This window comes from Serratia sp. TSA_105.2, from assembly GCF_052692115.1.
Genome location: NZ_JBQZFT010000001.1, coordinates 45,410 through 58,311 on the forward strand (window position 1 = coordinate 45,410; position 12,902 = coordinate 58,311).

A 12,902-nucleotide genomic window follows, 5' to 3' on the forward strand; every position below is an offset into this window, starting at 1 on the left:
CATCAAAGTCGGTATAACAGGAGAATAATGATGACTACTCTGCGCAAACTTCCTCTGGCACTGGCTGTCGCCGCCGGTGTTCTCTCTACTCAGGCGCTGGCCGTAGATTTTCACGGTTATGCCCGTTCCGGCATCGGCTGGACCGGCAGCGGCGGTGAGCAACAGTGCTTCAAGGCCACCGGCGCCGCGAGCAAATACCGTCTCGGCAACGAATGCGAAACCTATGCCGAGCTGAAGCTGGGGCAGGAAGTGTGGAAAGAAGGCGACAAGAGCTTCTATTTCGACACCAACCTGGCCTATTCGGTCTCGCAACGTTCCGACTGGGAAGACGTGACCCCGGGCTTCCGCGAAGTCAACGTGCAGGGTAAAAACCTGATCGACTGGCTGCCGGGCTCCACGCTGTGGGCCGGTAAGCGCTTCTATCAGCGTCATGACGTTCACATGATCGACTTCTACTACTGGGATATCTCCGGCCCGGGCGCCGGTCTGGAAAACATCGATCTGGGCTTCGGCAAGCTGTCCGCCGCCGTGACCCGCAACTCCGAATCCGGTGGTTCTTACGGCTACCTGGATAACGAATGGAAACAGCGTCCGACCGTCAACGACACTTTCGACCTGCGTCTGGCCGGCCTGGAGCTGAACCCGGGCGGCACCCTGGAGCTGGGCGTGGACTACGGCCGCGCCAATGCGCAGGATAACTATCGCCTGGCCGACGGCGCCAGCAAAGACGGCTGGATGTTCACCGCGGAACACACGCAGAGCATCCTGAACGGTTACAACAAGTTCGTGCTGCAGTACGCCACCGACTCGATGACCTCGCAGAATAACGGCCGCAACGAAGGCGCCACCATCGATAACAACGGCAAGATGATCCGCGTGCTGGATCACGGCGCCATCGACTTCAACGATCAATGGGCGCTGATGTATGTCGCCATGTTCCAGGACATCGACCGCGACAACAACAACGGCACCACCTGGTACACCGTGGGTGTGCGCCCGATGTACAAGTGGACGCCGATCATGAGCACTCTGCTGGAAGCCGGCTATGACAACGTCAAATCCCAGCGCACCGGCGATCGCAACGGCCAGTATAAAGTGACCCTGGCGCAGCAGTGGCAGGCGGGCAACAGCATCTGGTCGCGTCCGGCCATCCGTCTGTTCGCCACCTACGCCAAGTGGGATGAGAAGTGGGGCTACGCCACCGGCGACGACACCGGGTATAACGCAGGCACCGCTTACAACGACACCAGCATGCATACCTTCAGCCGCGGCAAGGATGACGAAGTCACCTTCGGCGCCCAGATGGAAATTTGGTGGTAACGACGACAGGACGGGGAGGGCCGCAGGCTCTCCCCCAACCGCATTCGCCACGGCCGGATCTCTTGCCTGATCCGCCGTGGCGCTGAAAGAGGATATAACGATGAAAAAGAATCTGCTGTCACTCTGCCTGTCGCTGGCGCTGACCGTCGGCGCGCCTTTGGCGGCCAACGCCGAGACGCCGGCCAACGTTTCCGTCGCGCCGGCCATCAGCGCCGCCACGCTGCAAAGCCTGCCGTGGCAGCCGCTGCAGCCGCCGGTGTCGCAAGAGGTGAAGCTCGACGCCGTCAGCCCGCAGCTCAATCAGGGCGAGATTCAGGGGGCGATCGCCGCCTATACGCTGCCGGCCGATCGCGGTTCGCTGGAAGTGACGCTGAGCAGCCTTGCCAAAAACAATTCGCTGTATGCGCCGAGCGTGCTGGTGCTGGACGAGCATCTGCGCCCGGCGGCGTATTATCCGAGCAGCTACTTCCCTTACCAGCCGCCGGGGGCGATGTCCTCCGATCGCCTCGAAGGCACGCTGAAACTGACCCCGGCGCTCGGTCAAAAACAGATTTACCTGCTGGTGTACACCACCCGTCAGGATTTGACGAAAACCACGCAGCTGACCAACCCGGCCAAGGCCTATGCGCAGGGCGTGGGCAACGCGGTGCCGGATATCCCGGATCCGATCGCCGGCCACGCGACGACCGGCACGCTGAAGCTTAAGGTCACCGCTGAACAGGGTACCGGCAACGTGATGATCGGCATGCTGCAGCCTGCGCCGACCGTGGCGCCGGTGGTGGTGGGCTCGACCGCACCGGCCGCCGTGGCTGCACCGGCGCCGGAGAAACCGGCGGAGCCGATGCTCAACGATACCGAAAGTTACTTCAATAACGGCATCAAACAGGCGGTGAAGGCGGGCGATATCGACAAGGCGCTGAAACTGATGAATGAGGCCGAGAAACTGGGCTCGACCACCGCGCGTAAAACGTTTATCAGCAGCGTTAAAGGCAAGGGGTAACACCCGGCGCTGCCGATGCTGGCTCGATGATTGGTGCGCTTTGGCGCACCTTTTTTCATCCGCGGGCCAGCGTTGCGCCGATCAACGCCAACAGATGGGCGTTGTCTACCTGCTGCATGACACGCACCGGCTTGCCCTGCAGCGGCGGCATGCCGACCGTCAGGCGCAGGCTGTCCGGCCGCCAGCGGCGCGAGCTGCCGCGCGTCAACGCCCCTTCCAGCGCCACATCCACATGGAACATCTCGGTCGTGACCAGTTGCGGCGCCAGCAGCCAGGCGATCACCAACGCATCATGGATCCAGCAGCCCGGCAGGTGCCGCGTATGGCGCGAATAGTCGATCCACGGCTGGGTGGTGGTTCGTAAGTAGCGGCACAGCGGGGTATCCGGCTGGGTCAACGCGGCCAGATCCGCCTGGGTCAGCATGGTCTGGGTGGTGACGTCCAGCGGTGCCAGCGTGATAGCGGCGCCGCTGTTCAACACCAGCCGTGCCGCTTCCGGATCCAAACCGAAATTGGTGTCCTTGATGTACCCGTCGACGTTGAACACGCCACCCATGATCACGATCTCTTTCACCGCCTGCGCCATCTGCGGGTAAAGCTGCATGGCGTGCGCAACGTTGGTCAGCGGGCCGATCGCCGCCAGCGTGATCTCGCCGGGATGCCGGCAGATCAGTTCGCCGATGGCGATGGCGGCGTCCGGTGCGGGCGCATTGGCCAGCGGGGGCGCGGGCAGGTCATGCCACAGCGCCGCCAGCTTCGGATCGGCGATCGGGCGATCCAGATGTGCGCGCCACGGCTCCGGCGGCTCGCTCAGGGCGCGCGCCGCGCCGAGGGCGACAGGGACTTGATAGCCGCTCTGCGCCAGCAGGTCGGTGGCGACGGCGAAGCCCACTTCACGCGGGGTGTTGCCGGCCACGATGCTGATCAGCTCCAGCTGTAGCTGCGGTTTGGCCGCCAGCGCCAGGGCCAGCGCCAGGCCGTCGTCGACGTTGGCGCCGGGAACCCCGTTGCCGGGATCGCAATCAATGATTAAACGCATAGTAAGGTGTCCTGAAAAACCGCTAACAGCCGCACGAACGGCGGATGCGCAGTTGAAAAGCGAATTCATGCAGCTCGGCGGGCGCGGCACCGGCGGCCAGCATGGCGATGGCCCGCTTGGCCATGGCGTCGATCGGTTGCTCGACCGCGCTGAGCGGCGGCACGCTGAATTCGGATTGCTGCGTGCCGTTAAAACAGATCAGTGCCAGATCGTCCGGCGCGCGCAGCCCATGCTCCGCCAGCGCCGACAGGCAGCCAAGCGCCTGTTGCTCGTTAGAGGTGAAAACGGCGCGCGGGCGCGGGCCTTGCACCAGACGCTGGGTGGCCTGGTAACCGCCCTGGCGGGTGTAGGGCACCTCGAAAATCCACTCGTCGCGCGGCGCGATGCCCGCCTCCAGCAGCGCATCACGCCAGCCGTTAAGGCGATCCTGCGCGTTGAGCATGGTCAGCGGGCCGATAAAAATGCCGATGTCGCGATAGCCGTGCTGCAGCAGATGGCGGGTCGCCTGGCAGGCGGCGTCGCGCTCGTCGACGCGAATGGCGCAGACGCCGGCTTGGCTGTCGATGGTGTCTATCATTACGCAGGGCGTGCCGGAAGCACGGATCAAATCGAACCACGGGTGGCGATCGACGCTGGTATACAGCAGGCCGTCGACCTGGCGGCGCAGCAGGTTATTGATCAGCTCGTACTCGCGCTGCCGGTCGTCGCCGGCGTCGCCTAGCAGCAGCACGCGGCCGCGGCTGAAGGCCTCTTGCTGCAGCGCCCGCGCCAGCGTGGCGAAGAACGGGTTGGAAATATCCGGCACCACCAGCCCGTAGGTTTGCGTGCTGCCGGAAGCCAGCGCCCGCGCGATGTCGTTCGGCCGGTAGCCGGTCTGCTCGATCGCCGCCAGCACGCGCAGCCGGGTGGCTTCCGCCACCGGGCGTGGGCCGTTGTTGATCACATAGCTGACCACGGCGACGGAGGTGCCCGCTACGCGGGCCACGTCGGCGCGGGTAACGCGTCGCGCGGAGTGATTATCCACATTGAGGTCCTGTTCGCCTTCTCGCTACGCGGCATCCTGCGGCAGGTTGAGATCGCGGCCGCGGGTTTCGGGAGCAAAGAAGGTGGTGATTAAGCCGATGGCCGCCATTACAACAAAATAGCAGGCGACAGGCCACCAGTGACCGAAACCGGACAGCAGCGCGGTGGCGATCAGCGGCGCGGTGCCGCCGGAGAGGATCGAACCGAGTTCCTTGGCGAACGCCATTTTGGAGTAGCGGTTCTTCACGCCGAACAGTTCGACGCCGTAGGCCGCCTGCACGCCGAAGATCCCCAGCGATGCGATGCACATGCCGACCACGATCACCGAGATGACGATCGCCGGTTCACGGCTGTCGAGCAGCCAGAACGCCGGGAAAGCGTATAGCACCAGCAGCAGGCAGAACCCGCGGTAGGTGACGCGGCGGCCGAAGCGATCGGACAGCCAACCGGCCAGCGGGATCACCAGAAAACCGCACAGCGAGGCGATCAGCACCGCCAGCGCCGGCACCGATTTATCGACCATCAGCACCTTGGCGACGTAGCCGACGATAAAGCCCTGGCACAGGTAGGAAGGGCCGTTTTCGCCGATGCGCAGGCCGAGCATCACCCAGAACGCCTTGGTGCGCTGCAGGTAGCTGCGCGTATCCGGCGCGGCCTGGGCGGCGTCCAGCATGCGCTGGTGGTTTTGCTGCAGCTCGCGTTCGAAGACCGGCGTTTCCCGCACGTGGCGACGCAGGTACAGCGCCGCGCCGGCGATCAGAATGCTGGCGAGGAACGGAATGCGCCAGCCCCAGCTCATCAGGTCTTCCTTGTCCAACTGCAGCACCAGCAGCCATACCAGCGACGCCAGCAGAGTGCCGCTGTTGGAGCCGATGGCGATGATCGACGCCACCAGCCCGCGCCGTTTGGCCGGCGCGTATTCCGCCAGCATCACCGCGCCGCCGGACAGTTCCGCACCGGCGCCGAACCCCTGCGCGAAGCGCAGGATCACCAGGCAGGTGGGTGCCCAGACGCCGATTTGCGCATAGGACGGGATCAGGCCGATCAGCGTGGTGGAGAGGCCCATCAGCGCCACTGTGGTGATCAGCACCACGCGGCGGCCTTTGCGGTCACCGATCCAGCCGAACATCAGCGCACCGATCGGCCGTGCGACGAAGCCGACGGAGTAGGTGGCGAAGCTGGCCAGCAGGGCGACCAGCGGCGTGGCCTCGGGGAAGAACACGTCGCCGAACACCATGCCGGCCGCCAGGCCGTACAGCGCGAAATCGACGTATTCCATGGCGGTGCCGAGCCAGCAGGAGAAGGTGGCGCGCCAAAATTGGCTGCGCCCCTCTTTGGTTGCCAGGCGTTCATCGGCCGCCAGCGTGTCGGCGGTCTGTGGAGTGGCAAGCGTTGTTTCGCTCATGGCAGTGCTATCCTCTTTTGTTCTGCGCTTTGAGGGGCGCGGTTAAAGATGGTTTCCCTGGTGCCGGCAACAAAGGTGTGCCGACAAATGATGTCGGACGCATGGCGATTCAACGCTGCGGTGTCAGAGTATCTACGCGCGTAGATAAAACAACGCGACAAAGATGAAACTTTGCAGGCGATCACAGAATCGTCATCGTGCCGGGGAACGAAGATAGAGAACGCGGATGGCAAAAAGATGACAGGAACCCGATTTTTCCGACGAAAGCCACCGCCGTTTTCGCCACGAATCAGCCTGCCGCTTTCGTATTTCTGCGCTACAATGGGGGCCTGTTAACAGTTTGTATCGTCTGGCGCGCCGTACCGGCTGCGGTTCAGGCGAGGAGTAAAGCAATGTCTGGCATCAGGGATTCCATCCTGCCGCCGCTGGAGTGGTTATCCGAACAGGATCCTCCGGCGCCCGCCGCCGTCAGCGACTGGCTGATGGAGTTAGGCTCCATGACCCGCCGATTTGAACGCCATTGCGCCCAGGTGCGCGTCGAACCGCAGCGCGAATGCTTCGTCACGCGCGAGGCGCTGGGCGACGAGGCGAACCACCTGCCCGACAGCCCGCGCTATTGGCTGCGCGAAGTGGTGCTGCTGGGCGACAACCAGCCCTGGCTGCTGGGGCGCACGGTGATCCCGGAAAATACGCTGACCGGCCCCGACCAGGCGCTGGTGGATCTGGGCACGCTGCCGCTGGGGCGCTACCTGTTCAGCAGCGGCGAGCTGACCCGCGACTATATCCATATCGGCCGACAGGATGCGCTGTGGGCGCGCCGTTCACGGCTGCGGCTGGCGGGCAAACCGCTGTTGCTGACCGAACTGTTTTTACCGGCTTCACCGCTGTATTCAGCGGTTCCTGCATAAAAGAGGAGAGCAAGACCTTGGAGGGAAGCGTGACTCAAAGTAAATGGCGGGCTTACAGCCATTTGATGCGCATTGATAAACCGATCGGCACGCTGTTGCTGCTGTGGCCGACGCTGTGGGCGCTGTGGCTGGCCGGGAAAGGCGTGCCGTCGCTGTCGATTTTGCTGGTGTTCGTGCTCGGCGTGTTCCTGATGCGCGCCGCCGGCTGCGTGGTGAATGACTACGCCGATCGCGCGGTGGACGGCTATGTGAAACGCACCGCCGGGCGGCCGATGCCGAGCGGCCGGGTGAGCGCGAAAGAGGCCAAGGTATTGTTCGCGGTGCTGGTGCTGATCTCGTTCTGCCTGGTGTTGACGCTCAATGCGATGACCATCTGGCTGTCGCTGGCGGCGCTGGCGCTGGCCTGGGTATATCCGTTCATGAAGCGGGTGACCAACCTGCCGCAGTTCGTGCTGGGCGCCGCGTTCGGCTGGGGCATTCCGATGGGCTACGCGGCGGTCAGCGAATCGCTGCCGCTCAGCTGCTGGCTGCTGCTGCTGGCCAACATCTGCTGGACGGTGGCCTACGACACGCTGTATGCGATGGTCGATCGCGACGATGACCTGAAGATCGGCATCAAATCCACCGCTATTCTGTTCGGCCGTTATGACAAGCTGATCGTCGGGCTGCTGCAGTTTGCGACGCTGCTGCTGCTGGTGTGGGTCGGTTATCTGGCGCAGCTCGGCGGGGCGTTTTACTGGTCGCTGCTGCTGGCGGGCGCGCTGTTCATTCACCAACAGAAACAGATCGCCGGGCGCGGGCGCGAGGCCTGCTTCAAGGCCTTCCTGCAGAACAACTATGTCGGGCTGGTGGTGTTCATCGGCATCGCGCTGAGCTATCTGCCGGCGTAACGATTCCTCTTCGCAAGAAAAAAGGCACCCCGTGGGGTGCCTTTTGTATTTCCGCGCCGGGTGAAATCACTCGTCTTGCTCTTCTTCCGCATCGGCCTGCGGCAGGACGTTGGTCTCTTCCGGCATGTTGACGCTTTCGATGGTCAGCTTGATTTCCGGCGTGATCAGATCGCTCAGCATGTTGTACACCTCGAGGGTGTGCTCGCGGATCGCATCGCCGCTGTCGTTGATATAGCCTTCTTCGCGCAGCGTCGCCACCAGGGTGGAGAACACCGCCTTGTCGAAGAACTCCGGCGCGTTGATGCCGTGCAGCACCGACAGACGTTGCGCCATGATGCGGCTCTCTTTCTCCAGCGCGCCGCGGTTGATGCTCGGGTTGGCGCTGAGGATCGACATGGTGATGGCGTAGCGTTGCAGGGTTTCGCGCACCCCGGCGGCCAGCAGCTGCAGCGGGCGAATGCGCGCCGGGTTCAGCACCAGCTCGTCGCCTTTGTCGCAGATCAGCTGTTGGCGGATCAGCTCGTCAATCATCGGCCGCAGCACCTCCGGCAGCTGTTCCTTGTCGTTATGCAGGAACAGCTCGGCTTTCAGCATCGGGTAGATCATGCCGATCTGGCGCAGCAGCTCGGCGCGCGACACCCGGCGGTGATGCATTACGATGCTGGCGATCAGCGACGGCAGCACCAGCAAGTGGTGGATGTTGTTACGGTAATAGGTCATCAGCACTGCCTGCTCACGCGGCAGGATGATGATGTCGCCGATGTTGTCCTTTTCCACCTCGAACTTGTTCATGTTCAGCGCGTGATCCAGCAGCTCGTCCGGCGTTTGCGTCGGCACAGTGACGTCACGCGCGTAAGGCGCGTTGCGCATCAACTGCAGGTAGCACTCCAGCTGTTCGACCAGCTGTTCGCGGGTCAGCGAACGCTGGCGCGAAGCCAGTAGCGCGGTGGAACACAGGTTCATGGCGTTGGCCGCGGCGGCGTTGTTGATGCGCACCATGATCTGGCCGGCCAGATCGTTGACCGTCGGCGTCAGCCAGCTTGGGCGCTGTGCTTCGATCGGATCGATCGACTCGCGCCACTGCGGCACGTTCTGGTTGAGGTAAGCCGTCAATGGCAGCGGTTCGCCGAAGTTGACGTAACCCTGGCCCAGATTGCGCAGCTTGCGCAGGCCGCGCAGCATTTGCAGCAGGCTCTCTTTTTCCTTGGTGGCGCCGCGCAGCTCTTTGGCATAGGTGCCCACTTCCATCACGTGCTCGTAACCGATGTAGATCGGCACCAGCGTGATCGGACGGGTGCCGCCGCGCAGCATCGCCTGGATGGTCATCGACAGGGTGCCGGTCTTCGGCTCCAGCAGACGCCCGGTGCGGGAACGGCCGCCTTCCACGAAGTATTCCACCGAGTAGCCGCGGGTGAACAGCTCGCCGAGGTATTCGCGGAACACCGTCGAGTAGAGCTTGTTGCCCTTGAAGGTGCGGCGGATGAAGAACGCGCCCAGGCGACGGAAGATCGGGCCGGCCGGCCAGAAGTTGAGGTTGATGCCGGCGGCGATGTGTGGCGGCACCAGGCCCTGGTGATACAGCACGTAGGACAGCAGCAGATAATCCATGTGACTGCGGTGGCAGGGCACGTAGACGATCTCGTGGCCGTCCTGCGCCAGCTGGCGCACGCGTTCGGCGTTGGTGACGTTGATGCCCTGATACAGCCGGTTCCAGGTCCAGCTCAGCACGCGGTCGGACAGGCGCACGGTTTCGTAGGAGAAATCGGCGGCGATCTCTTCCATCAGCGCGATGGCGTTCTGTTGGGCTTTCTCGTGCGAGATCTTCTTGCTGCGCGCTTCGTCCTCGACCGCTTTTTCGATCGCTTTGGACGCCAACAGCTTGTTGAACAGGTCCTGACGGGCCGGCAGGCTCGGGCCTACCGCGGCCAGGCGCTGACGCGAGAAGTGCATGCGCGCCACGCGCGCCAGTTTCTGCGCGATGGTTTTATCCGTGCCGTGTTCGGTCGCCATGCGGCGCAGCGAAACGGTGTTGGAGAAACGCACGAAGCTGTCGCGGCCAAGCCACAGTACGGCGAAGAATTTCTGCACGCCGTTCAACAGACGCAGGTGCGGCGTGCCGTGGCCTTCGCGGCCCGGCGAACGGCCGAACATGACCGAAACCGGCAGCATCTGAATGTCGAGATCCGGATTGCTGCGATGCAGATCCAGATAGTCGTGGAACAGCTTTACCGACTCTTCTTTCGGGGTGTAGTAGCGGAACACGCGCGGGCCGTCGTGAATGAACACGTAGCTCGGCAGCACGGTGCCGTCGATCTCCAGCGAGTTGAGCGGATCGGGCAGATCCTGCGCCAGGCACTGGGTGCGCAGCGTCAGCAAATCCGCCTTGGAATTGTAAGGTAAAACATACAAAATCGGCCGTGAGGGATCCAACCCTAGCTCGGTAACCGGATCTGAAGGGATGACCTTACTTCTTACCAACAATTTAAGTGGTAAATTCAATATTTTATAATAAATTTTACGCCAACCTGACATAACAACGTGAAGCCTCTTGTTAGCAATGCGCCGCAAGCATACCAGAAACCGGGTAGCAGATCTGTGGTGTTCGAAAACCGAGAGCCGTCAGCGCGGACTGTTCTAGACTCTTTTTATTATGACCGACCTCTGAGAAAGGCACGAAAACATGGCAAACCAAGCAACCGGACTGACCCGCATCATCAAGGCCGCCGGCTATTCCTATAAAGGGCTTTCCGCCGCCTGGCAGCACGAAGCGGCGTTCCGCCAGGAACTGGTGGTCACCCTTCTGGCTATCATACTGGCTGTCTGGCTGGATGTGGGTGCGATAGCGCGCATTTTATTGATCGGATCGGTAGCGCTGGTGATGATCGTCGAGATCCTGAACAGCGCGATCGAGGCGGTGGTGGATCGCATCGGCAGCGAACATCACGAGCTGTCCGGCCGGGCCAAGGACATGGGATCGGCGGCGGTGTCACTGGCGATCGTGCTGGCACTGTTCGTTTGGGGCACGGTCTTATGGCAGCATTTTGGCTGATGAAAGGCGCCTACTGACTGATTTTTATTTATTCTTCGGTTCCCAATCCGCGCTTACCTGTATATACTCACAGCAAGACTGTATAAACAAACAGGGGGCGGAATGAAAGCACTAACTACCAGACAGCAAGAGGTCTACGATCTGATTCGCGATCATATTTCGCAAACGGGCATGCCGCCAACGCGTGCCGAGATCGCGATGCGTCTGGGGTTCCGTTCGCCTAACGCCGCCGAAGAACACCTGAAGGCGCTGGCACGCAAAGGCGTGATCGAAATCGTCTCCGGTGCCTCGCGCGGTATCCGTCTGTTGATGGAAGAAGAAGAAGGGCTGCCGCTGATTGGCCGCGTCGCCGCCGGCGAGCCGCTGCTGGCGCAGCAGCACATCGAAGGGCACTACCAGGTGGATCCTTCCCTGTTTAAACCGAGCGCCGATTTCCTGCTGCGGGTGAACGGCATGTCGATGCGCGACATCGGCATTCTGGACGGCGATCTGCTGGCGGTGCACAAAACGCAAGACGTGCGCAACGGCCAGGTCGTGGTGGCGCGCATCGAAGACGAAGTGACGGTCAAGCGCCTGAAAAAACACGGCAACGTGGTCGAGCTGCTGCCGGAGAACAACGAATTCCAACCGATCGTGGTCGATCTGCGTCAGCAGAATTTCACTATCGAAGGGCTGGCGGTCGGCGTGATCCGCAACGGCGACTGGATTTAATCGCCGCCCTCTCAGTGCCGCCTCTTGTATCAATCGCCCCTGTTTTGGGGCGTTTTTGTTTCTGATTTTGCCCTTCGCCACTGCTACGGGAACGTCTCATCATGCGCATGATTTCCGCCTTCACCAGCGACACCGATAAAGCCCTGTGGCGCCTGGCCCTGCCGATGATTTTCTCCAATATCACCGTACCGCTGCTCGGGTTGGTGGACACCGCGGTGATCGGCCACCTCGACAGCCCGATCTACCTGGGGGGCGTCGCGATCGGCGCGGTGGCGACCAGCTTCCTGTTCATGCTGCTGTTGTTCCTGCGCATGAGCACCACCGGTCTGGCGGCGCAGGCGCTGGGGGCACAGAACCCGCAGGCGCTGGCGCGCGCCTTTATGCAACCGCTGGTGCTGGCGCTGCTGGCCGGGGTGGCGATCGTCCTGCTGCGCTATCCGCTGATCGAACTGGCGCTGCGGATCGTCGGTGGCGATGGCGAGGTGCTGGAACAGGCGCGGCGTTTTCTTGAAATCCGCTGGCTGAGCGCCCCGGCGGCGCTGGCCAATCTGGTGCTGTTGGGTTGGCTGCTCGGCGTGCAGTACGTGCGTGCGCCGGTGATCCTGCTGATCGTCGGCAACCTGCTGAACATCGTGCTGGATATCTGGCTGGTGATGGGCCTGGGCTGGAACGTGCGGGGGGCAGCGGCGGCAACCGCCATCGCCGAATACGCCACGCTGCTGCTCGGCCTGTGGCTGGCGTGGCGGGTGATGCGCCTGCGCGGTATCACCCTGCTGATGCTGCGTCAGGCCTGGCGTGGCGACCTGCGTCGGCTGCTGGCGCTTAACCGCGACATCATGTTGCGTTCATTACTGCTGCAACTGTGCTTTGCGTCGCTGACCATTTTCGGCGCTCGCCTGGGAAGCGAGGTGGTGGCGGTCAACGCGGTATTGATGAATCTGCTGACGTTCACCGCCTATGCGCTCGACGGCTTCGCTTATGCGGTGGAGGCCCATTCGGGCCACGCCTACGGCGCCCGGGACGACAGCCAGCTGCGTAAGGTGTGGCACGCGGCCTGCAGGCAGGCAGGGCTGGTCGCGCTGGCCTTCGCCCTGGCGTATGCCGTTACCGGCCAGCAGATCGTGGCGGCGTTGACCTCCTTGCCGGAGCTGCGAGCGTTGGCCGCCCACTATTTGCCGTGGCAGGTTATCCTGCCGCTGGTTGGAGTGTGGTGCTATTTACTGGACGGCATGTTTATCGGCGCCACACGCGGCGCCGAGATGCGCAACAGCATGGCGGTGGCCGCGGCGGGATACGGTCTGGCGCTGTTCAGCGTGCCGCTGCTTGGCAACCACGGACTCTGGCTGGCGCTGGCGGTGTTTCTGGCGCTGCGCGGTCTGGCGTTGGGCTGGGTTTGGCATCGTCATCAGGTGCGCGGCAGCTGGTTTGCCGCACGCTAAACCGGACGCTTTGTTGGGTTAATTATTAATTTGTCTTATGTTTTTGTTCATGTTTGCTTACATGTTTTCAGCCTGGTTCTGCTCGGCTTAGCTCGTTGTTTGTTGGCGTTTTTTATGT

At 62.5% G+C, this 12,902-nt stretch carries 11 protein-coding genes; 7 read left to right on the top strand and 4 right to left on the bottom strand.

Going from position 1 to position 12,902, the window contains the following annotated elements; genetic code table 11:
- Positions 1–30 precede the first annotated feature (30 nt).
- Complete coding sequence (locus ACUTSC_RS00165; protein WP_015379233.1) at positions 31–1,320, top strand: maltoporin; 1,290 nt, start codon at positions 31–33, stop codon at positions 1,318–1,320.
- A gap of 100 nt (positions 1,321–1,420) precedes the next feature.
- Positions 1,421–2,320, top strand: a complete 900-nt coding sequence (gene malM, locus ACUTSC_RS00170; RefSeq protein ID WP_445653023.1) for a maltose operon protein MalM — start codon at positions 1,421–1,423, stop codon at positions 2,318–2,320.
- A gap of 55 nt (positions 2,321–2,375) precedes the next feature.
- On the opposite strand, the gene ACUTSC_RS00175 is transcribed toward malM, so the two are convergent.
- The 3 genes from ACUTSC_RS00175 to ACUTSC_RS00185 are packed head-to-tail and all read right to left on the bottom strand — an operon-like array spanning position 2,376 to position 5,787.
- A complete protein-coding gene (locus tag ACUTSC_RS00175) occupies positions 2,376–3,359 on the bottom strand; it encodes a nucleoside hydrolase (RefSeq protein ID WP_197767587.1) in 984 nt (327 codons plus the stop codon).
- A gap of 22 nt (positions 3,360–3,381) precedes the next feature.
- Positions 3,382–4,383, bottom strand: a complete 1,002-nt coding sequence (locus ACUTSC_RS00180; RefSeq protein WP_060425151.1) for a LacI family DNA-binding transcriptional regulator — start codon at positions 4,381–4,383, stop codon at positions 3,382–3,384.
- A 24-nt stretch (positions 4,384–4,407) separates the two neighbouring features.
- Positions 4,408–5,787 carry an MFS transporter gene (locus ACUTSC_RS00185; protein WP_197767586.1) on the bottom strand — a complete coding sequence of 460 codons (1,380 nt, stop codon included), beginning with the start codon at positions 5,785–5,787 and terminating at the stop codon, positions 4,408–4,410.
- A 392-nt stretch (positions 5,788–6,179) separates the two neighbouring features.
- Here ACUTSC_RS00185 and ubiC point away from each other — a divergent pair, with 392 nt between their 5' ends.
- Complete coding sequence (gene ubiC / locus ACUTSC_RS00190) at positions 6,180–6,695, top strand: chorismate lyase (RefSeq protein WP_060423780.1); 516 nt, start codon at positions 6,180–6,182, stop codon at positions 6,693–6,695.
- Positions 6,696–6,712: 17 nt separating this feature from the next.
- On the top strand, positions 6,713–7,585 hold the full coding sequence (ubiA, locus tag ACUTSC_RS00195; protein ID WP_197767585.1) for a 4-hydroxybenzoate octaprenyltransferase: 873 nt from the start codon (positions 6,713–6,715) through the stop codon (positions 7,583–7,585).
- A gap of 66 nt (positions 7,586–7,651) precedes the next feature.
- Here the strand turns inward: ubiA and plsB are convergent, their stop codons facing one another.
- Complete coding sequence (gene plsB, locus ACUTSC_RS00200) at positions 7,652–10,117, bottom strand: glycerol-3-phosphate 1-O-acyltransferase PlsB (RefSeq protein ID WP_107227113.1); 2,466 nt, start codon at positions 10,115–10,117, stop codon at positions 7,652–7,654.
- A 148-nt stretch (positions 10,118–10,265) separates the two neighbouring features.
- On the opposite strand from plsB, the gene ACUTSC_RS00205 reads away from it, so the two are divergent.
- The 3 genes from ACUTSC_RS00205 (at position 10,266) to dinF (ending at position 12,784) form a co-directional block, all read left to right on the top strand.
- Positions 10,266–10,634, top strand: a complete 369-nt coding sequence (locus ACUTSC_RS00205) for a diacylglycerol kinase (protein ID WP_015379225.1) — start codon at positions 10,266–10,268, stop codon at positions 10,632–10,634.
- Between the two features lie 102 nt (positions 10,635–10,736).
- Positions 10,737–11,345 (top strand): transcriptional repressor LexA, encoded by a 609-nt coding sequence (gene lexA, locus ACUTSC_RS00210; RefSeq protein WP_025160136.1) that lies wholly within the window; start codon positions 10,737–10,739, stop codon positions 11,343–11,345.
- Between the two features lie 101 nt (positions 11,346–11,446).
- Positions 11,447–12,784, top strand: coding sequence for an MATE family efflux transporter DinF (gene dinF / locus ACUTSC_RS00215; protein ID WP_197767584.1), 1,338 nt, complete (start codon positions 11,447–11,449; stop codon positions 12,782–12,784).
- The last annotated feature ends 118 nt before the right edge of the window (positions 12,785–12,902 follow it).